Raw genomic sequence first — 19,659 nt, forward strand, 5'->3', positions numbered from 1 at the left:
TTCACACGAGGTCGATGAGCGACCCGTCGGCGAGAGCCCGGCGCGCCCGCGCCACCGCGCCGTCCTGGAGCGCCCCCAGTGATGTCGTCGAACGCCAGGCGATGTGCGGGGTGAGGATGCTGGTGGGCGCGGTGCGGAGAGGATGCCCGTCAGGCAGGGGTTTCCTGCGCGAAGACGTCGAGGGCCGCGCCCGAGACGTGCCCCGAGTGCAGGGCCTCGGCGAGTGCCGTCGCGTCCACGAGTCCGCCGTGCGAGACGTTCACGACGGCCGCGCCCCGTCGCATGCGCCCCAGCACCCGGGGCGAGACGAGGTGGTGGGGCACGTCGGACTGGTCGGACTGCCCGGACTCGGCTTTCTCGGCGGTCATGTCGGCCTGCGGCCCGCCATGTTCGTCGTTCTGGCTTGTGACGTGTGCGCCGCAATTCCGGCCCCGGTCGTGGAGACCGGGGCCGGCACCGGGGGCCGGGCCGCGGGGCGCGCCACCGATGCCGCTGTACCCGCCACCGCCGACGAGGCGGGCTCGGCGTAGACCGCGATCAACAACCCGGTCGGCGCGGACGCGTGGGTGCTCACTGGCCGGTGTTCGTCAGTGGCGTACGGATGCCGTGCCTCGCCAGGCGAGCGGCAGCGGTCCTGCCGCCAGGGCGATCTTGAGCGCTTCGGTGATGAGGAAAGGGGGTCCAGGATGCCGCGGTCGTCGCCGCGGCGGGCGAGTCCGCCGACGAGGGCCGTGGCAGGACGAAACCTGTGCTGGTGCAGAGCGCTGCTGGATGCCTGCGGGGGCAGTCATGTACGCCTGGTGATCGGCAGACCGGGCCTGATGGAGGGCGCGTCCGGACATGCGCCTCTGTCGAGGAGAGTGTCGAGGCCGTACGGCGCTGGGCCGACGAGCATTCCGCGCCGGGAGGGATCACCGGGGACGGCTTCGACCGGCGGCTGGAGCACGGCCGGGCCGACACGCGCCGGTCGCTGATCAGGCGCTTGCGTCGGCCCACCGTTGGGCGGTGGTGAAGGCGAGGACGGGGTCGCGGCCGTCGTGTGCCCAGGGGAAAGGGGTGACGATGCCGGCGATGGCGCGGAAGACGGGGGCGGCGCGGGTCGGTGCTCTGGCGGCGCAGAGGGCATAGGCCAGAAGGTTGAGGTCGGCGATGGCTCCCGCGTACGGCAGGTGGCCAGGCTCGGGCCAGGCGGCCTGTGCCGGTTCCAGGATTCCGGTGGCTTCGTACCCGCTCCACAGATGGTCGGCCATGAGTGCCTGGACACCGCCTTTGGACCGGGCGGTGTGGTAGCGGTCGATCAACGGCAGCAGCGGGAGGCCGGCTGTCGGTGCAGTGGCCGGGGCCGTGGCCCGCACCTGGTCGACGAAGTCCATGGACTGGGCGAGGGAGCCGCACTCCCGGGGTGAGAGGTAACCGTACATCTGCAGATGAGCCTCGCGGTGCCACGGGTCTCTCGCGACGATCTCCCGCCAGATGGGGAAGACCTCTGTGCGCGGCCTGCGCCACTGGCGGAGCAGCCCGAGGCGCACCACCCAGGGGTTGGGGTCATGGGGATCCAGGTGGGCCGCTGCGGCGCAGGCCCGGAAGGCCTGCTCGAACTCGTCGCGGGGCTGGGGCGTGCGGGTGCCGCGTGCCAGGGTTCCCCAGGCGCACAGGGTCTGTGCGTCGGGGCGGCCCGGCTGCAGTTCGGCCCAGGAGCGCTGGATGCCCGGGCGCGTCACGGCGGCCAGGGCGGCCAGTCGATGGGCCCGGCGATCCCAGTCGCGACCGGTGTCGTTGAGCAGCCGCTCGACAATCGGCGCGGCGAGCGTCCGTGCGGTGCCTCTGCCGGTGAGCTGCCGACAGGCGTGGCCCAGCTCGGCGTCGTCGAGTTCTGGGGCGAGGCGCGGTGTCGGCTTTCTGCCCAGGCCGCGGATCATGACCGCTCACCCTCCTTGTGGCGTGTCTTGTGGTCGGACGTACCGTGCGGGGCGGTCCCGTGTTCCGGCCTGCGGCCGAGCCACGGGACCGCCGCTGTGCACACGTCAGGTGGCGTCGACGTCGGTGGTGGCGAGCTTGGCGTAGACGTCGGGCCGGGTGCGGCGGATGCGTGCGGCGACGGCCATGCCGGCCAGGAACACCACCGGGGTGAGCGCGACCAGCGACCAGTTGACGGCCGGGCCGGCGCCGGTGAACAGGTCCAGGCGCTTGCAGACCAGCACGGTGACAGCGGTGAGGAGAACACCGGCCGCGGCGGGCGCGAGGAGGGTGCGCAGCCGTCCCTCGCCGTGTTCGGCGCGGTTGCGGCGGAAGAAGGCGACCACCGCGAAGGCCGCCAGTGCCTGGAGGACGAGGATGCCGACCACTCCGGGAGTGTTCACCCACAGGAAGAACTTGGTGTACGGGTCGACACCGATCGAGGCGAAGACCGCGACGACCACGACCGCCAGGACGCTCTGGGCGATGCCCGCCACCCACGGCGAACCGTGCCGGGGGTGCACCCGGCCCAGTGCCGCGGGGGCGACCCGCTCGACGGACAGGGCGTAGACGTAGCGGGTGATGGCGTTGTGGAAGGCGAGCAGGGCGGCGAGCACGCTGGTGACGATCAGGGCGCGCTGGACGTCGGTCGCCCAGCCGCCGACGTACTGGGTCATGGCGGTGAAGAACATCTCCGCCGGGTTCTTCGCGGCGACGCCGACGGCCTGGTCGCTGCCGAACGCCTGCACGATGATCCAGCTGATGAAGGCGTAGAAGAGGCCGAGGAAGCCGATCGCGAGGTAGGTGGCGCGGGGCACGGTGCGGTCGGGGTCGCGGGCCTCCTCGCGGTAGATGGCGGTGGCCTCGAAGCCGATGAACGCGGCGACGGCCAGACCGAGCGGTCCGCTCATCCCGGAGACGAACACGTTCGAGGGGGCGAAGGAGTCGAGGCTCAGCCCGCTCGCGCCGCCCTTGACCAGGACCGCGCCGGCCAGCAGCACCAGGATGGCGGTCTCCGCGATCAGCAGGGCGGCCAGGACTTTCGCGCCGAGGTTGATGGAGCGGAAGCCCAGGAACCAGACGACGGCGATCCCGCCGAAGGCGTACACGGGCCAGGGCAGGTCGACACCGAGGAGGTCGTTCGCGGTGGTGGAGGCGAAGAAGCCGAAGGCGCCGAACATGCCGATCTGCAAGGAGTTGTAGGAGAACACCGCGAGGAACGCGGCTCCCAGCCCTGCCGGACGTCCGAGGCCCCGGGCGATGTACGAGTAGAAGGCGCCGGCGTTGCGGATGTACGGCGTCATCGCGGTGAAGCCGACCGCGAACAGGACCAGCAGCACGCCGACGGCGAGATAGGCGACCGGGGCGCCGACGCCGCCGAAGAGGATGGCGAGGGGCGCGACACCGGCCATCACCGTGAGCGGGGCGGCCGCGGCGACGACGAAGAAGACGATGTCGGCGACACCGAGGCTGCCGCGCTGGAGGTGAGGGCTCCGCTCGGTCCCGGCGGCCGGTGGGGGCTGCTGGGGAGCGGTGGGGACGAGGGGCTCGGTCATGGAGGTCTCCACGTGGTGTCTGGTCGAGGAGCGGGCGGAATCTCCGGGAGACGCGGACCGGTCGTGACGACGACGTAGGGTCTATCGTCTCCCGGAACGCGTACTGCGGGGGATGGTGGCGTCGTGGGTACGCCGGCCGGCGAGCCAGGTGCCCAGGACGGGGAGGTGCGCGAGGTCACCGGGGGCGGTCCCGGCCGGGTCGGCGGCGAGATGCACCAGGTCGGCGCGCATTCCGGGACGCAGGGCGCCCCATTCCTTCTCCTCGAACGCCTGGTGGGCGCAGCCCGCGGAGTAGGCGGCGAGAGCGGTGTCGACGTCGATCCGCTCCTCGGGGAGCCAGCCGCCCTCGGGGATGCCCCCGGGCGTCTGGCGGGTGACCGCGGTGGCGATGCCCCGCAGTGGTTCATGGGCGGTGACCGGCCAGTCGCTGCCGAACGAGAGCCGGGTGCCGGAGCGGAGCAGGGTGGCGATCTGGTACTGCCGCCCGCCGCGTTCCGGGCCGATCCTCGGCAGGGTCAGCTCGGTCATCAGGGGGTCGGGCTGCGCCCACAGCGGCTGGAGGTTGGCGATCACGCCGAGTGCGGCGAACCGGGCCAGGTCGGCGGGGTCGATCAGCTGGGCGTGGGCGATGACCGGGCGGCGGTCACGGGCGCCGTTGGCGCGCGCGGCGGCCTCGATCGCGTCCAGGGCGACCCGGACTCCGCCGTCGCCGATGGCGTGCAGGTGTGCGCGGAAGCCGAGGGCGTCGACGGCGGTGACGGCCGCGGTCAGCTCCTGCGGGGACCAGTTGGCGAGACCGTGCGAGTGCGGACAGTCGGTGTAGGGCTCCAGGAGGGCTGCGGTCCCGGCCTCGATGACGCCGTCGGCGAAGAACTTCACGCTCCGCGCGGTCAGCAGCCCGGGAGCGGAGCTCTCCACCTTGTCCCGGTCCGCCGCGAACCGGAGGACGCGCTCGCGCCAGCCGTCGGGTTCCAGGACGAAGGCGAGGTCGGCCCGTACGGGAAGCCCCGGCTCGGTGGTCGCCGCGGTGACCCAGACGTCGGCCTGGTGCGGTTCGACCCAGGCGTCCTGCACCCAGGTCACGCCGGCCGCGGCGAACCGTGCGGCGGCCTCGCGCAGCGCCGCCACCTGTGCCCCGTGGGACGCCGTGGGAACGAGGGCGAGCACCGGGCCGAGGGCGCCGAACTCGCGCAGGGTGCCGAGTGGCTCGGTGGAGCCGTCCCGGCGCAGGATCTCCCCGCCCGCCGGATCCGGGGTCGCGGCGGTGTAACCGGCCCGGCGCAGGGCCACGCCGTTCACCCAGGCGGTGTGGTGGTCCATGGTGCGCAGGACGACGGGACGGTCGGGCACGGCGGCGTCCAGCCACCGGGCGTCGAACCGGCCGTCGGGGGCGAGCCACGGGTCGAACCCGTCACCGGTGATCCACTCCGTCTCCGGGTGTTCGGCGGCCCAGCCCCGGACTACCTCGACGATCTCCTCGACGCTCGTCCGGTCCCGGACCGGAACCCCCGCCAGCCCCAGTCCTCCCATCACGGGGTGCACATGTCCGTCGCCGAACGCCGGCAGCAGGGCGCCGCCGGCCAGGTCGACGACGGTGGTACGCGGTCCCCGGGCGGCCAGCGCCTGTGCGCCGAGCGCGGTGATCCGGCCGTCCGTGACGGCGAGGGCGTCGTCGACGGGGACGTCCGCGGCCCCGGTCCGGACGGTCCCTCCGGTGAAGACGATGTCGGCGTGCATGGCGTGTGGCGGTGCCTTTCCTTCGGCCGGCTGCCTAACTGAAAGGCATTCGGTTTCCGGTAATGTAGGCGCCGTCCAGGCGACTGGGAAGGGTTTTACTGAATGCCTTTCGGTAACGTCTGGGTTACGGCACACGAAGACGAGGAGCCACCGTGGGACGGCCGCGCACACCCCTGCTGGACCGCCGGCGCATCGGTGCCGCGGCACTGCGCCTGGCCGACGAGAAGGGCGCGCTCTCCATCCCGGCCCTGGCCAAGGCCCTGGGCGTCGCCCCGTCCGCGCTCTACCACCACGTCGCCGGCCGCGACGACATCGTCTCGCTGATGCGCGAGGAACTGGCCCTGACGACCGGAGACGACCAGGACTGGTCACAGCCCTGGGAGAAGGCCCTGGAGGGCTGGGCCCGTTCCTACCTCGCCGCGTTCGCCGCCCACCCGGGGGCGGTACCTCTGCTCGCCACCGCCCCGCTGGCCGAACCCTTCATGCACGCGATGTACGAGAAGGTCGCGGAGCTGCTCCTGGCCGCGGGTTTCGCGACGAACGAGGTCATGCCGCTGATCACCGCGCTGGAGAGCTTCGTCCTCGGCTCCGCCCTCGACCTGGTGGCGCCGCCCGTGATGGTCCCCGACGTCGCCCGCGACACGGCTCCCCACCTCAGCGCCGTACTCGACCAGACCCCCGCCGACCGCAGCCGCGCCACCCTGGCCTTCGACCTCGGGCTGCGCGCTCTGCTCACCGGATTCCGCGACCTGCTGCGGCACTGACGGCAGCCCCGTGCACGGTGTCGCGCTCGACCGTCGACGCGGCACCGTGACCTGTCGGCGCAACGGCGGGTGCGTGGTGAGGGCGGCCGTCGAGTGAAACGCGCATCGCCCTCGCAGCGGATCGCCGTACGGCCCGGCTCGCGGACCTGGCTGCGCCACCGCCCGGGAGCCGGTAGGGCCCCGTGGCTCCGTTCGGTTACCCGCCCGGGGACCCGGGGATGCTTCGACGGGGAGACCGGGACAGCGGCGCGGGGGAGGGGCCATGGCGCGGGTACCGTCGGCGGAGGTGGTGGAGCTGGCCCTGTCCCGGGGTTTCGGGTCCCACTTACAGTCGGGCTGTCTGTACGCCATGGAGGACGGCCCGATGCTGGGCCTCGCGCTCGCCGCCACAGCCTGCGGCCTGGGGGCGACCGTCATGGCAGCCCTTCTGATGCCGCCGCTGATCCCCGCCGCTGCACTGCTGGCGGTCGCGCCCGAACCCGTCCGCCGGTGGCGGCTGCGGCAGCCCCGACCGTGTCTGCACTGTTTCGAGGGCGGCCTGGTGTTCGTGAAAGACCAGCGCGACCACGAAGTCGAGGTGTACGTCTGGTCCGAGCTCCGCCTGGAGGTCGTGAGAACCCCCTACGACTCCGACTACGCGCCGGGGGTGAGCTCCGAGAGGATTTCCGTGATCATCCGCACCCGCGCCGACAATGCCACCGTATGCTCCGTCCTCGACTCCGACCTGTGCTACACCTTGCGGACGCTGCCGGGCCACGGGCGCTGACCGCCCGGGCCCGGTCGGATTTCAGGCCGTGGGCGACGGCGCGTACACCAGGGATCGACGTGTGACGTGTTCTACGCCGGTGGCGGGAGCGTGCTCCGGCGTGCGACCAGTTCGGGGGAGAGCGTGACCTGGACCGAAGGCTTGGAGCGGTCCGTGATCCGCTCCAGCAGCAGACGGGCGGCGTTCCTGCCCATCTCGCGGCCCGACTGGTCGACGCTGGTCAGGGAGATCGGGCCGAGCGCGGAGAAGGTCGTGTTGTCGTAGCCGGCCACGGAGAGGTCGTCGGGCACCGACAGCCCGGCCTCGGCGACCGCCTCCAGTACGCCCATGGCCACGATGTCCGCGCCCGCGAAGACCGCCGTGGGCCGCTCGGGACGCGCGAGGAGCTCCTGCGCGCCCTGGTGACCGCCTCGCTGGGTATAGCTGGTGGAGACGACGTCGATCTCCTCGGCGAGGCCGAGGTCCCGCATGGCCTGCCGGTAGCCGTCGGCGCGCCGCGCGTTCGGCATCTCGGCGCTGCGGGTCGGGTCGGTCTCGTGGTGTTCGATGTGCGCGATCCGGCGGTGCCCGAGCCCGGCCAGGTGGCCGACCACCAGGGCCGCGCCCGCCACGTCGTCGTTCGTGACGGTGTCGTACGCCGGGGACCGACCGTGGCGGCCGACCACCACGGTCGGAACGACCGAGGCGATGTGTTCGAGGCGGACACGCGACGAGACGGGAGCGACCAGGACGAGGCCGTCCATGCCGCGGTCGATCATGGCCTCGGTGACCCGGGTTTCTTCCTTCTCCCCGTTGCAGCCCGGGCCCAGGAGGACCTGGTACTCGGTGTCGCCCAGGCAGCCGGTGACACCGTCCAGGATCTCGGGGAAGAACGGATTGCGGATGTCGGGCAGCATCACGCCGATCGTGTACGTCCGTCCGCGCAGCGCCCGAGCGGCCGCCAGGGGCCGGTAGCCCAGCTCGTCGATGGCGCGGCGCACCTTGGCCCGCATCTCCGGGCTGGCCCCGTAGGCGTTGCGCAGCACCTTGGACACGGCGGTGGTGGACACCTGGGCGTGACGGGCGACATCGACGATGGTGACGCGTCGGGGGGCAGCGGGCGGCTTCATCTCGGCTTCCTCCGACGCCGTGGGCAACGTTGGCCGAAAGTGTACGGAGGAATCTGCGCGCGCGTAAGGGCGAGGCTCCGGTTCCCGCCGGTGGGAAGCGGTCCGGCGCCGTCACGATTGCGCAGCATGCGCGACATCTTGACGTCATGCGAAGGGCTCTCTAGGGTCTGGCAACACCCGATGGGAAACGTTACCCATCCGCTCCGGCCGGAGCGCGTCCGTCGGAGTCGTACACGCCCATCGATCCGAGCAGTCGGCAGGTGCCCCATTCCGTCGACCGGTCCCGCCCCGGTCGCCGGGCAGTTGTTGAAACGTTTCATGGAAGCAGGTCCGTATGCCCCTCCCCGCCCTCCGCCGTGCGCGCACCGGTCCGCCGTGGTGGTTCATGGCGCCGGCGCTGCTCCTCTTCGCCTTCGTCGTGCTCGTCCCGAGCGCCCGCGGTGTGTACTACGCCTTCACGGACTGGGACGGTCTCGATCCCCACTACTCCCTCGTGGGGCTGGGCAACTTCGCCGACATGGTCCGCGACGCCGACGCGGTCCGGGCCGTCTGGCACACACTGCTGATCGCTGTCGCGGTCACGGTCGTGCAGAACGCCGTGGGCCTGCTGCTGGCGCTCGGCGTCAACTCGGCCATCAAGTCCCGCAACCTGCTGCGGGTGCTCCTCTTCGCGCCGGCCGTGATCACACCGATCGTGACCGCCTATCTGTGGCGCAACCTGCTCGGTCCGGACGGAGCGGTGAACAGCCTGCTCGCCGCCGTGGGCCTCGGCGCCCGGCAGCAGGACTGGCTGGGCAGCCCGGACCTGGCGCTCTGGTCGGTCGTCGCCGTGATCGTCTGGCAGTTCGCGGGCTACTCGATGGTCATCTTCCTGGCGGGCCTGCAATCGGTGCCGCAGGAGGTCCACGAGGCGGCGGCGCTCGACGGGGCCGGTCCCGTACGGCGCTTCTGGTCGGTGACCCGGCCGCTGCTGGCCCCGGCCTTCACCATCAACCTGATGCTGTCGATCATCGGCGGAATCAAACTCTTCGATCAGGTGTACGCCCTGACCGGCGGCGGCCCCGGCCATGCGACCGACACCCTGTCCACCCTCATCTACAAGGACGCCTTCACCCTCGGTGAGTTCGGCTACAGCATCGCCCTCGCGGTGGTCCTGACGATCATCGTGGCCGTCGCCTCCACCGGACAGTACGTCCTGCTGTCCCGCAGCGAGAAGGCCGCCTCGTGAACCGCTACCGCCCCCGCACCCTCGCGCTCGAACTCACCATGATCGCCGTCGCCATGGTCGTCGGTTTCCCCGTGTACGTCCTGGTCAACCTCGCCGTACGGCCCGCGTCCGACACCTCCTCACCCATCCGCCCGACCGGGTCCCCGACCCTGGACAACTTCACCCACGCCTGGCAGCAGGGCGCGCTCGGCGGAGCGCTCGCCAACAGCGTCCTGGTGACGGTGTGCAGCGTCGCGGTCGTGCTGGCCGTCTCCTCCCTCGCGGCCTTCCCCCTGGCCCGCGTCACGGCCCGCTGGTCACGGGGCACCTACCTGCTCGTCCTCCTCGGCCTGGTGCTGCCCTTCCAGCTCGCCTCGCTCCCGCTCTACCAGACCATGCGCGACCTCGGCCTGCTCGGCACCCCCTGGGCCCTGGTCCTGTTCTACGCCGGTCTCCAGGTGCCGTTCACCGTCTTCCTCTACGTCGGCTTCCTGCGCGCCCTTCCCCGTGACTTCGAGGACGCGGCCCTGATCGACGGCTGCACACCCCTGCAGGGCTTCCGGTACGTGGTCCTGCCGATGCTCAAGCCCGTCACCGTGACCGCTCTCGTCCTCAACGCGGTCGCCGTGTGGAACGACTTCTTCACCCCGCTGCTGTACCTCAGCGGCAGCGCCCGGCAGACCATGCCGGTCGCCGTCGCCGGATTCGTCGGCCAGTACGTCACCGACTGGAACCTCATCTTCGCGGCACTGGTGATCAGCATCCTGCCCGTGCTGCTCGTCTACCTCCTGCTGCAGCGCAGCATCATCAACGGTTTCGCCGGAGGCCTGCGGGGCTGACCCGCGCCTCCTCCTCCGCGAGTTCTCCTCTCCGAGTTCTCCTCTCCGCAAGGGAGCCATCATGAGAAGACACACCGTCACCGCTCTGGTCGCCACGACGACGGCCGCCGCGCTGCTGGCCGCCTGCAGCGGCGGCACCAAAGCGGGGTCCGGCGGATCCGGCGGCGGCTCCAGGACCCTGACCCTGGCCTCGATCGACCAGGGGTCGGTCGAGGACGTCGTCAAGGCCTTCGAGAAGGCCAACCCGGGGGTCAAGGTCCGCTACACCACCAGCGGCGCCGACCAGTACCAGCAGCAGATCCGCACCCAGCTGTCCTCGGGGACGGCACCGGACGTCATGTCCGTCTGGCCGGGCAACGGCAACCCCGGCGCCACCTACGTGCTGGCCGAGCCGGGCTATCTGCGCGACCTCTCCGACCAGCCCTGGGCCGCCGAGCTGCCCGCAGCGATCAAGAGCGTCGCCCAGTACGAGGGGAAGACGTACACCGCGGTCTTCGGACAGAACGGCATCGGCGCGGTCTACAACGAGCAGGCCCTGGCCAAGGCCGGACTCACCCCGCCGGACACCTGGACGGACCTGCTGGCCTTCTGCCGCGCCGCGAAGGCCAAGGGCACCCCCGCCTTCGCCCTGGGCAACCAGGACAACTGGGTGACCCAGCTCGTGCTGTACGCGCTGGTCGCCACCACCGTCTACGGCCCGGACCGCGACTTCGACGAGAAGATGCAGGCCGGACAGGCCACCTTCGCGAAGTCGCCGTGGACCACGGCACTGGACAAGTACCTGACGATGGAGAAGACCGGCTGCTTCCAGAAGAACCCCCTGGGCACCAACTACGAGGCCAGCCAGCAGCTGGCCGCCACCGGCAGGACGCTCGGCATCGTCCAGGGCAACTGGGTGATCGCCCTCCTCAAGCAGAAGAACCCGCAGGGCACGTTCACACTGAAGGCGCTCCCGGCGACCGACGACCCCGCGCAGACCCTCGTGCCCGCCGCGGCGGGCGCCGGTTACGGCATCAACGCCAAGGCCAAGAACCCGGAACTGGCCCTGAAGTTCGTGAACTTCGTGATGTCGCCGGAAGGCATGAACCTCTTCGTCAAGAAGCAGGGCGGCCTGCCCACCCTCCCGGACACCGGCTACCGGGCCGACCCGTCGCTGACCGAGCTCTCCACCTTCATCACCACGGACCGCACCGTGCCGTTCATGGACCAGCGCTGGCCCAACGCCAAGGTGCAGCAGACCATGCTCAGCGGCCTCCAGGAGATCTTCAGCGGGCAGTCGACGCCCGAGAAGCTCCTGAAGGAGATGGACACCGACTACAAGGCCGGCTCGTGAAGGCGCAGCCGGCGAGGGAAAGGACGATGACGTGGACCATGACTTACGGGACGGACACGATGAGCAGCCCGAGAAGCGAGGAAGCGGGCACAGCGGCCCACGGTGGAGGTGGCTCCGCCGCCGCACCCTGCTGGCGGCGACCGCCGGCGCGGCACCGGTGGTGGTCGGCGTGACGGGCGCTGCCACGACGGCCCGAGCCACGACCACCGGCCCAGTGAAGGATGACGCAGTGTACGGACTCACGGTGGAACACCGCACCGAACCGCTGGGGGTGGACGCCACGCACCCCCGTTTCGGCTGGCGCATGCGGTTCGCCGGACGCGGGCGGAACCAGGGAGCGTACGAGATCCTGGTGGCCGGCTCTCCCGGCAAGCTGTCCGCCCATCGAGCGGACCTCTGGAGCAGCGGGCGCGTGAGCTCCTCCGCGTCGGTCGCCGTCCGCTACCGGGGCAAGCCCCTCAAAGCCTCGACCCGCTACTACTGGACGGTCACCGTCTGGGACACCGAGGGACGCCTGCTCGGCAGAGGCCCCGTGGCCTCCTTCGAGACGGGCCTGATGAGCACGGACGGCGTCACCGGCTGGGACGACGCCCAGTGGATCGGCATGGCGGGGAAGGAACCCCACTCGCCCGGAGCGCCCATGCTGCGCACCGAGGTCCCGCTCCGGGGCCGGGTCGGCGAGGCACGGCTGTACGTCTCCGCCCTCGGGGTCTACGACGCGTACGTCAGCGGCCGGCCCCTGACCGTCCCGCAGGACGGCGGAACCACCCGGGAACTGCTGCCCCCGGGCTGGACGAACTACGACGCCCGCGTCAGCTACCTCACCTACGACGTCACGCACCTCGTCGCGAAGGATCCGGTCGTCGCCCTGGCGGCCGTCCTCGGCAACGGCTGGTACAACGGCCGGATCTCCGACGGCAGCACCTACTACTCCAAGAACGGCAATGCCCTCGCCCTGAAGGCCAAGCTGCTCATCCGCTACGGCGACGGGACGACCCACACCGTCGTCACCCGGGCGGACGGCTCGTGGAAGGCCACCGACACCGGCCCCTTCCGCGCCGACGACATCTACGACGGGCAGACCTACGACGCCCGCAAGGAGCTGCCGGGCTGGACGTCCCCCGGCTTCGACGACTCCACCTGGTCGGACACCGAACGGGTCCCCTTCGAGACCCGCCACCCGGGCGCCCGACTCGTCGCCCTTCCGGCCGAGTCCGCCCGCCTGATGAACCGCTGGGACCGCTGGCCCGAGTCGGTCACCGTCGCCGTCGGAGTGGCCGGACGGGCGGACAGCCCCCACGGCAGAGGGCGCGTCGTGGTGGACCCCGACCGGACGGTGACCGACCCGCGCCGGGCGGCCGCCGCGACCGTGACCGTGGATCCGGGCGAGACCGCCGTCTACGACCTGGGCCAGAACATGGTCGGCGTGCTCCGCTACAGCGTGCGCGGCGACGCCGGAACCCAGGTCACCTTCCGGTTCGGCGAGATGCTCAACGACAGCAGCGCCGGAGCCGACGGACCGGAAGGCTCGGTCTACCGGGCCAACCTGCGCAGCGCCAAGGCCACCAGCACCTACGTCCTCAAGGGCGACCGGCACGGCGAGACGCACCAGGACACGCTGACCTTCTACGGGTTCCGCTATGTGTCCGTCACCGCGACCGACTCCGTCACGATCGCCTCCCTGACCGGCAAGGTCGCGACCTCCGCGATCCACGAGACCGGAACGCTCAGCACGGACGACCCCGACACCAACCGGCTGATCGGCAACATCCGCTGGGGCCAGCGCGGCAACTACCTGTGGGTGCCCACCGACTGCCCCCAGCGCGACGAGCGGCTCGGCTGGACCGGCGACACCCAGGTCTTCGCCGTCACCGGCCTGTACAACGTGGACGCCGCGCCCTTCCTCGGTCACTTCCAGGACACGGTCGTCGACTCCCAGGCCCTCTACGGCACGGACCAGGCCCAGTTCACCGGAGTGGCGCCGGGCGGCCGCTACAACTTCCCCGGTGGCGGCAGCGGTTGGGCCGACTGCGGAGTCGTCCTGCCGTGGACGCTGTGGCAGATGACGGGCGATCCGGCCTTCGTCGAGGACAACTGGCCGGCCATGACCCGCTACCTCGACTGGATCCGCCGACAGACCGGCGACACCTACGCGGGTCAGGGCTCGCTCACCGGCGACTGGCTCGCGCCGCAGAAGACGAGCGCCCAGCTCATGAGTGACGTCTACTACGGCCATGTCGCCCGGCTCATGGCGCAGATGGCCAAAGCCCTCGGCCGGCCTACGGAAGCCACCACCTACGAGCAGCTCTTCGCCGACATCAAGCGGGCCTTCGTCACCAAGTACCTCGTCGCGGAGGGCGCCACGGTCACCCTGAGGTCCAGCCTAGGCGACGCCTCCCCGATCGAACCCGGCGCCGACCCGAACGAGAAGACGGAGGACAACAGCCAGACCGCCCTGCTGTGGGCGCTGAAACTCGGCTTCTACGACACGCAGGCCCAACGCCGCGCTCTTGTGGGCCTGTTGGCGGACAACATCGGCAACGACGCGGCCTACAAGGCGGCACACCCGCACAGCAGCCGGGTCAGGTACGCCGAAAACACACTCTCCGTCGGCTTCCTCGGCGTCAACGTCCTCGCCCCGGTCCTCACCGACGAGGGCCGCGCCGACCTGGCGTACGCCCTGCTGCACCAGGACACGCTGCCGTCCTGGCGGTACTCGGTGAAGAACGGCGCCACCACCGTGTGGGAGCGCTGGAACTCCTGGTCCCAGGACGCCGGCTTCGGTCCCGTCGGCATGAACTCCTTCAACCACTACGCCTACGGCGCGATCATGGAATGGATGTACGCCTCCATGGCCGGCATCGCCCGCGACCCCGACAGCCCGGGCTTCAAGCACTTCCTCCTGCACCCCCACATCGATCCCACCGGCAGGATCACGCACGTCGTGGGCGCGCACGAGTCGCCGTACGGCGAGATCAGGAGCGAGTGGCGCGTCGAGGACCGGGGCAGGTCCCTCTTCTACGAGGCGACGGTGCCCCCGAACACCGAGGCCACGCTGCGGCTTCCGGCGGTCTCGGCCGAGACCGTCCGCGAGGAGCGGACCCCGCTGTCCCGCGCGGACGGCGTGCGGTTCCTCGGGCACACGGACGGGACGGCCTCGTACCGCCTGCCGTCGGGCTCGTACCGCCTGACGAGCCGGCTGCGCTGACCCCGCGCGAAGGGAAGAAACAGGGTCCCCTGATCAGTCGCTCCTGGCTGCATCCGAGGGGGTCGCGGGCTCGGGCAGAGGTTCGGTGTTGCGGCTGCTGAGGCCGTCGAGGGAGATGCGCAGGAGGCGGCGCCACTGGCCGGGGTGGCTGTCGCCGGTCGTCAGGACGGCCTGGCTCAGGGAGCCGCTGAGCAGGACCAGGTCGTCGGTGGTGACGTCGGGGCGCAGGAGGCCGGCGTCCATGCAGCGGGTGCGCAGCTCGTCGATGAAGGTGTAGCAGCGCTGGGCGCAGGAGGGAGTGGGGCCGCCTCTGGTGGTGTAGCTCTCGACGACGGCGCGGTTGCCGGCTTGCGTGGTGAGCATCTGCTCGAAGAACCCGGCCAGTGCCTGCCAGGGGTCCTCGGTGGCGGTGGCCTGCTGGTGGGCGGCGGTGAGCCAGGAGCCGAACTGCTGTTCAAGGACGGTGAGGAGCAGGTCGTCCTTGGTCGGGAAGTGGCGGTAGAGCGTACCCATGCCGACGCCGCTGCGGCGGGCGATCTCCCGGACGTCGACGGCGCCGCCGTACTCGGCGAAGACGGCACCGGCCGCCTCCATGATCGCGGCACGGTTGCGTTCGGCGTCGGCGCGGCGGCCGCGCGGCGCGGGTGCGGGGGTCGGCTGCTCGGCGAGGGTCACGGCATTCAGGGTACAGGGAATCGTGCATTTCGGAGCGCCCGCTCCGGTTGTGCCGGACTTAAGGGGAGCGCTCGCTCCGGTTGTGCTACCTTCAAGAGGAGCACTTGCTCCGGTTTGATGGTGCGGAGGGCCCTGGCCTTCGCCTGCCCCATTCCGCCTGAGCCGGCTCCCTACAGCACCCACCGGCGGACCCCACGGTCCGCGAGATGAGGAGACCCCCTCCATGGCAACCCTTGGCTTCATCGGCAGCGGCAACATCGGCACGAACCTCGCCCGGCTCGCCGTCGCGGCGGGAATCGATGTCGTACTGTCCAATTCCCGCGGCCCCGAGAGTCTGGCCGAGACGGTGGCGGAGCTCGGCGAGCGGGCCCGTGCCGCGACCCCCGAGGAGGCGGCCCGGGCGGGCGACTGGATCGTGGTGAGCATCCCGCTGGCCGCCTACCGGCGGCTTCCCGTCGCCGCGCTGGCGGGCAAGGTCGTACTCGACACGATCAACTACTACCCGATGCGCGACGGGCACATCGAGGCCCTCGACACGGGCAGGACCACCACCGGCGAACTCGTCCAGGAACACCTGGCCGGCGCGAGGCTCGTCAAGGCGTTCAGCAGCATCAGCGACTTCCACATCCCCTCACTCGCCCGCCCCGAGGGCGCCGCCGACCGCACCGCCCTGCCCATCGCCGGCGACGACCCCGAGGCCAAGGCGAGCGCCGCCGACCTGATCAGCCGGCTCGGCTTCGACACCGTCGACGCCGGCCCCCTGGCCGACGGCTGGCGCTTCGAACCGGAGACCGACCCCTACGCGGTGCCCTACTCCGCCGACCCCGACGCCATGCGGGCCTTCTGGGCCCAGCTGGGCGAGGCCCTCCGCTCCGGCACCATGCCCCAGACGCCGCCCCCGGCCGACGCGGGCGTCCCGCTGCCCGCAGCGCAGCTGCGCACCCTGCTCGCCGACACCCCCCGCAAGCTCACCGCCGACCGCGCACTCGCCTGACCCCCTGATCAGCCCCCTTGCCGGTCCGACGCACCCGCTCCGCCTGGAGTTCCCGGCCGAGCACGGACCCGGCCGACGGGACTCGATGTGCCATCCCTGTGCCACGAGGAGACCCCACCATGCCGTTCACCGTCACTGATGTGCCGCACCTGCCCGCCGGGTTCGCCGACACGTTCACCAGCCACACCGTCAAGACAAGTGAGCTGACCCTTCACGCCGTGGTCGGCGGCGACGGGCCGCCGCTGCTGCTCCTGCCCGCCTGGCCGCAGTTCTGGTACCACTGGCGCCTGGTCATGCCCGCCCTCGCCGAGCACTTCACCGTCGTCGCCGCCGACGTCCGCGGCCTGGGCGGCAGCGGTAAACCCGCCACCGGCTACACCCTCGGCACGCTCGCCGCCGACATGGCCGACCTGATGACCGCTCTGGGCCACGACCGCTTCGCCGTCGCCGGCTACGACCTCGGCATGAACGTCGCTCACGCCCTCGCCGCAACCCACCGCGACCGGGTCACCCGTCTCGCCGTCGGCGAGTCCGTCCTCCCTGGGCTCTCCCCGTCCCCGCCCCTGATATCGGACGCGGCCACCAACGCGTTCCTGTGGCACTTCGCCTTCAACCGCCTCACGGACATCAACGAACGCATGGTCGCCGGACGCGAGGAGATCTACTTCGGCCACCAGTTCGCCACCAAGGCCGCCCGGCCCGACGCCATCCCGCAGCACGCCGTGGACGTCTACGTCGACCTGCTGCGCGACCCCGCCGCCCTGCACGCCGTCTTCGAGTACTACCGCGGCCTCGACGAATGGTCCGAGCAGGTCCGGCGCTGGCGCGACGAGGGCCCGCTGAGCATCCCCGTCCTGGCCATGGGCGGCGAGTACGCCACCGGCACCGGCCCGGAGGAGGTCATGCGCCTGCTCGCCACCGACGTCACCGGACTGGTCATCCCCGGGACCGGTCACTTCCTGGCCGAGGAGGCCCCGGAAGCCCTGACGAAGGCACTGCTGGCCTTCCTGCGCTGACCGGGCGGCCCGGCAGCCGACCCGGCCGACACCACCCACTCCCCCCGGCGCGGACGTCCGCCCTTGACGGCCCTGGTGAGCATGCCCGTCCTGAAGTGCTTCTGCATGAACGGGTAGACGACCAGCAGCGGCACCAGCGTCAGGACGACCACGGCCATCTGGAGCGACCGGGGCGCGGTCTGCGCGTGCGCGTTCCCGAAGCCGCCGTTGACCGAGCCCGGCAGGCCGTTGCTCCGGTTGACGTACGTGAGCAGCACATACTGCAGCGGCCACTTCTGGCTCTCGGTGGGCAGGTGGAGCATGGTTCTCCCGAAGCTACGGCGAGCGGGTCCGGGCCGATGGGCGCCGGGGGCGGCACCCGCAGTGCCTTCTTCAGCCGGGCCGCGCGTCACACTTCGCACAGGCGTGCTGTTCGACGTGGTCCGCGTCCGACCGGTCGGTTGAGGAAGGCTGCTGACGGTCCGGCACGAGTCCGGATTTTCGCACGATGCAAGTCTCGGAATGGGGTCCGTCCCGGCTCGGCGGTCCGTTCTTGATCTTGCTCTGGTAAAGGGTCGTTTGTGAGAGGAGGCCGACGTCTCGGTACGTGTCGGTCTCCGGTCAGGTGTCGCGCGCCGTTGTCACTGCCGGTCGAGGGCGGTGGCGACCTGGTCCATTACGTGCTGCCAGTGCGCCCGTTGCCGTTCGCGCTCTTCAGCGCTTGCCAGGTGCTCCTGGTGGAAGCGGAGCATCGTCCGCGCTCCGTCGGCTGCGGGGGCGAGGGCGACCTGGACCGTGGTGGTGCCGTGGGTGACGCGGATGCGGTCTGCGAGGCGGTAGCTGCGCACCTCGCCCGCCACTCCTTCGGTCGTCCGGTAGGGGGTGCCACGTTCCGGGGTGAGGACCGCGCCGGTGCCGAGCCAGAGGGCGATGCCTTCGGGACTGCTGATGAAGTCCCAGACGATAACTGCGGGATGGGGCAGGGTGCGGGACACGCCGATCTGCCAGCCGGCGTCCTTGGTGAGTCCTGTGGGCATGACGGTCATCCTTCCTCGGTGTGGCGGGCGCGCAGCGCCCTGACCTTGTGGCGGTTGCCGCAGTGCTCCATGGAGCACCAGCGGCGGCGGCCGGGGCGTGAGGTGTCGACGTAGATGAGGTGGCAGTCCTCGGCAGCGCAGGTGCGGATGCGGTGCGCGAAGGGGCCGGTCAGCAGCTCGACGGCGTCCCGCGCGACGGTGGCCGCCAAGTGCGTGCCGGTGAGGGTTCCGGCCCACTGTCGCTTTCCGTCCGGGGTGATGGCGGGTGCCATGGCCGGACGGGCGGCTGCTTCATTGATGGCCTCCAGGTCGCTGGGCGGACAGGGCTCGCCGCGCGTGTGGGCGATGACCACCCGGAACAGCGCGTCGCGCAGCCCTCGCATGTCGGCCACTTCCGCTTCGGAGATGTCCAGCGCGGGCGTCGGGGTCAACCGCGATCGATCCACCCAGGCGGCCAGGTCGGCGGGCTCGTGCAGGACCTCGTACCGGCGGTAGGGGCCGGGGCCGCCGGTGGTCAGCAGTTCCAGGCACAGCGCGCCGGGGTCGAACCGGTAGGCGACGCCGGCATGGGAGTGCAGCGTCAGCCCCTTGGTTGCAGAGGAGTCCATGTAACCAATATAACTGGTTACATGGCATTGAGTTGGAAGCTGGTCATCGACAGCACGAACGCACTCGTCCTCGCGGACTTCTGGGCTGCGGCCTTGGAGTACGAGGTGGAAGACCCCAGTGCCCTCATCGAGCAGTTGCTGGCCGCCGGCCAGATCGGCGAGAAGGCCGTCACCGAGCATCACGGCCGCAAGACCTTCCGCGGTTATGCCGCGATCCGCCACCCCGAGGACCCATTCGACGAGACCAGCGGCGTCGGCCGCGGTCGACGGCTGCTCTTCCAGGACGTGCCCGAGGGCAAGAGGGGCAAGAATCGCCTGCACCTCGACATCCACAGCGAACCTGGCGGCCTCGACAAGCTGTTGGCCAGGCTGGAAGAACTGGGGGCGACCCGCGTCCGAGAGGTGAACAAGGGGCCGGCCGGGCACTGGTGGATCATGCAGGACCCGGAGGGCAACGAGTTCTGCGTGGCGTAAGTCCGGCCCCGGTCCGCTGCGGAGCATTGGTTCTCCGGCACCGGGGGACGGGTGCAGGGCCAGCGAGGAGTGCCCGGGTCACGGGCGGGTGCCCCAGGAGGTCTCGTCGGGGATGGCGGGGAGGGGATCGGCGGCGTGTGCCGTGGTGGGTGCCAGCGGGAGCAGGGCGATCGCCAGGAGGAGAGCGGCCAGTCTGCTGCGTGGGGGGCGCCGCGATCGATGCCGTCGCCGAAGGAATCCTGCCGAGTTCCTCGTCATCACGTGCACCTTCCGGTGGCTCGGACCCTGCGGGGCCCCTGCCGCGAGCGTTCGACACGTGGGCTGGTCTCTCATCGACTCGAGGCACTCGACGAGAGAAAGTTTCTCTCTGCGCGCCAGAGAAATGAACATGAAGAGGTGTC

General features: G+C 71.1%; 19 protein-coding genes. 9 read left to right on the forward strand and 10 right to left on the reverse strand.

Annotated features, from left to right (window positions below; genetic code table 11):
* Positions 1-149: 149 nt before the first annotated feature.
* From ABZ490_RS40875 to ABZ490_RS40890, 4 genes are all read right to left on the reverse strand, one after another.
* Entirely contained in the window at positions 150-368 is a 219-nt protein-coding gene (locus ABZ490_RS40875) for an NAD(P)-dependent oxidoreductase (RefSeq protein WP_359002430.1), read from the reverse strand.
* A gap of 606 nt (positions 369-974) precedes the next feature.
* Positions 975-1,919 carry a hypothetical protein gene (locus ABZ490_RS40880; protein WP_359002432.1) on the reverse strand — a complete coding sequence of 315 codons (945 nt, stop codon included), beginning with the start codon at positions 1,917-1,919 and terminating at the stop codon, positions 975-977.
* 105 nt (positions 1,920-2,024) lie between these two features.
* Entirely contained in the window at positions 2,025-3,512 is a 1,488-nt protein-coding gene (locus tag ABZ490_RS40885; RefSeq protein WP_359002434.1) for an APC family permease, read from the reverse strand.
* Positions 3,513-3,593: 81 nt separating this feature from the next.
* On the reverse strand, positions 3,594-5,249 hold the full coding sequence (locus ABZ490_RS40890; RefSeq protein WP_359002436.1) for an amidohydrolase: 1,656 nt from the start codon (positions 5,247-5,249) through the stop codon (positions 3,594-3,596).
* Positions 5,250-5,401: 152 nt separating this feature from the next.
* On the opposite strand from ABZ490_RS40890, the gene ABZ490_RS40895 reads away from it, so the two are divergent.
* The gene (locus ABZ490_RS40895; protein WP_359002438.1) at positions 5,402-6,013 is read left to right on the forward strand and encodes a TetR/AcrR family transcriptional regulator; all 612 of its coding nucleotides are present in this window, start codon (positions 5,402-5,404) and stop codon (positions 6,011-6,013) included.
* Positions 6,014-6,275: 262 nt separating this feature from the next.
* Positions 6,276-6,779, forward strand: a complete 504-nt coding sequence (locus ABZ490_RS40900) for a hypothetical protein (RefSeq protein WP_359002440.1) — start codon at positions 6,276-6,278, stop codon at positions 6,777-6,779.
* A 71-nt stretch (positions 6,780-6,850) separates the two neighbouring features.
* On the opposite strand, the gene ABZ490_RS40905 is transcribed toward ABZ490_RS40900, so the two are convergent.
* A complete protein-coding gene (locus ABZ490_RS40905) occupies positions 6,851-7,888 on the reverse strand; it encodes a LacI family DNA-binding transcriptional regulator (RefSeq protein WP_359002442.1) in 1,038 nt (345 codons plus the stop codon).
* A gap of 334 nt (positions 7,889-8,222) precedes the next feature.
* Between ABZ490_RS40905 and ABZ490_RS40910 the strand changes: the two genes are divergently transcribed.
* The 4 genes from ABZ490_RS40910 (at position 8,223) to ABZ490_RS40925 (ending at position 14,475) form a co-directional block, all read left to right on the forward strand.
* Positions 8,223-9,116: a sugar ABC transporter permease gene (locus tag ABZ490_RS40910; protein ID WP_359002444.1), complete on the forward strand. Its 894-nt coding sequence runs from the start codon at positions 8,223-8,225 to the stop codon at positions 9,114-9,116.
* Positions 9,113-9,934, forward strand: a complete 822-nt coding sequence (locus ABZ490_RS40915) for a carbohydrate ABC transporter permease (RefSeq protein ID WP_359002446.1) — start codon at positions 9,113-9,115, stop codon at positions 9,932-9,934. Before ABZ490_RS40910 ends, ABZ490_RS40915 begins: the two co-directional genes overlap by 4 nt.
* Before the next feature lie 61 nt (positions 9,935-9,995).
* Positions 9,996-11,267, forward strand: coding sequence for an extracellular solute-binding protein (locus ABZ490_RS40920; protein ID WP_359002448.1), 1,272 nt, complete (start codon positions 9,996-9,998; stop codon positions 11,265-11,267).
* 229 nt (positions 11,268-11,496) lie between these two features.
* On the forward strand, positions 11,497-14,475 hold the full coding sequence (locus ABZ490_RS40925) for a family 78 glycoside hydrolase catalytic domain (protein ID WP_359002450.1): 2,979 nt from the start codon (positions 11,497-11,499) through the stop codon (positions 14,473-14,475).
* A gap of 33 nt (positions 14,476-14,508) precedes the next feature.
* Here ABZ490_RS40925 and ABZ490_RS40930 read toward each other — a convergent pair whose 3' ends face one another.
* Positions 14,509-15,150 carry a TetR/AcrR family transcriptional regulator gene (locus ABZ490_RS40930; RefSeq protein WP_359002452.1) on the reverse strand — a complete coding sequence of 214 codons (642 nt, stop codon included), beginning with the start codon at positions 15,148-15,150 and terminating at the stop codon, positions 14,509-14,511.
* A 223-nt stretch (positions 15,151-15,373) separates the two neighbouring features.
* Here ABZ490_RS40930 and ABZ490_RS40935 point away from each other — a divergent pair, with 223 nt between their 5' ends.
* Positions 15,374-16,144, forward strand: coding sequence for an NAD(P)-binding domain-containing protein (locus tag ABZ490_RS40935; RefSeq protein WP_359002454.1), 771 nt, complete (start codon positions 15,374-15,376; stop codon positions 16,142-16,144).
* 119 nt (positions 16,145-16,263) lie between these two features.
* On the forward strand, positions 16,264-17,160 hold the full coding sequence (locus ABZ490_RS40940) for an alpha/beta hydrolase (RefSeq protein WP_359002456.1): 897 nt from the start codon (positions 16,264-16,266) through the stop codon (positions 17,158-17,160).
* On the opposite strand, the gene ABZ490_RS40945 is transcribed toward ABZ490_RS40940, so the two are convergent.
* The 3 genes from ABZ490_RS40945 to ABZ490_RS40955 all read right to left on the reverse strand — a co-directional run bounded on the left by ABZ490_RS40945 (position 17,097) and on the right by ABZ490_RS40955 (position 18,784).
* Positions 17,097-17,462, reverse strand: a complete 366-nt coding sequence (locus tag ABZ490_RS40945) for a hypothetical protein (protein ID WP_359002458.1) — start codon at positions 17,460-17,462, stop codon at positions 17,097-17,099. The genes ABZ490_RS40940 and ABZ490_RS40945 overlap by 64 nt on opposite strands.
* A gap of 318 nt (positions 17,463-17,780) precedes the next feature.
* Positions 17,781-18,176 (reverse strand): SRPBCC domain-containing protein, encoded by a 396-nt coding sequence (locus ABZ490_RS40950; RefSeq protein WP_359002460.1) that lies wholly within the window; start codon positions 18,174-18,176, stop codon positions 17,781-17,783.
* 5 nt (positions 18,177-18,181) lie between these two features.
* Complete coding sequence (locus ABZ490_RS40955) at positions 18,182-18,784, reverse strand: CGNR zinc finger domain-containing protein (protein WP_359002462.1); 603 nt, start codon at positions 18,782-18,784, stop codon at positions 18,182-18,184.
* 21 nt (positions 18,785-18,805) lie between these two features.
* On the opposite strand from ABZ490_RS40955, the gene ABZ490_RS40960 reads away from it, so the two are divergent.
* Positions 18,806-19,258, forward strand: a complete 453-nt coding sequence (locus ABZ490_RS40960; RefSeq protein ID WP_359002464.1) for a VOC family protein — start codon at positions 18,806-18,808, stop codon at positions 19,256-19,258.
* A 78-nt stretch (positions 19,259-19,336) separates the two neighbouring features.
* Here the strand turns inward: ABZ490_RS40960 and ABZ490_RS40965 are convergent, their stop codons facing one another.
* Positions 19,337-19,516 (reverse strand): hypothetical protein, encoded by a 180-nt coding sequence (locus ABZ490_RS40965; RefSeq protein ID WP_359002466.1) that lies wholly within the window; start codon positions 19,514-19,516, stop codon positions 19,337-19,339.
* Positions 19,517-19,659: the final 143 nt, after the last annotated feature.

This window comes from Streptomyces sp. NPDC005811 (assembly GCF_040630405.1).
Taxonomy (GTDB): Bacteria; Actinomycetota; Actinomycetes; order Streptomycetales; family Streptomycetaceae; genus Streptomyces.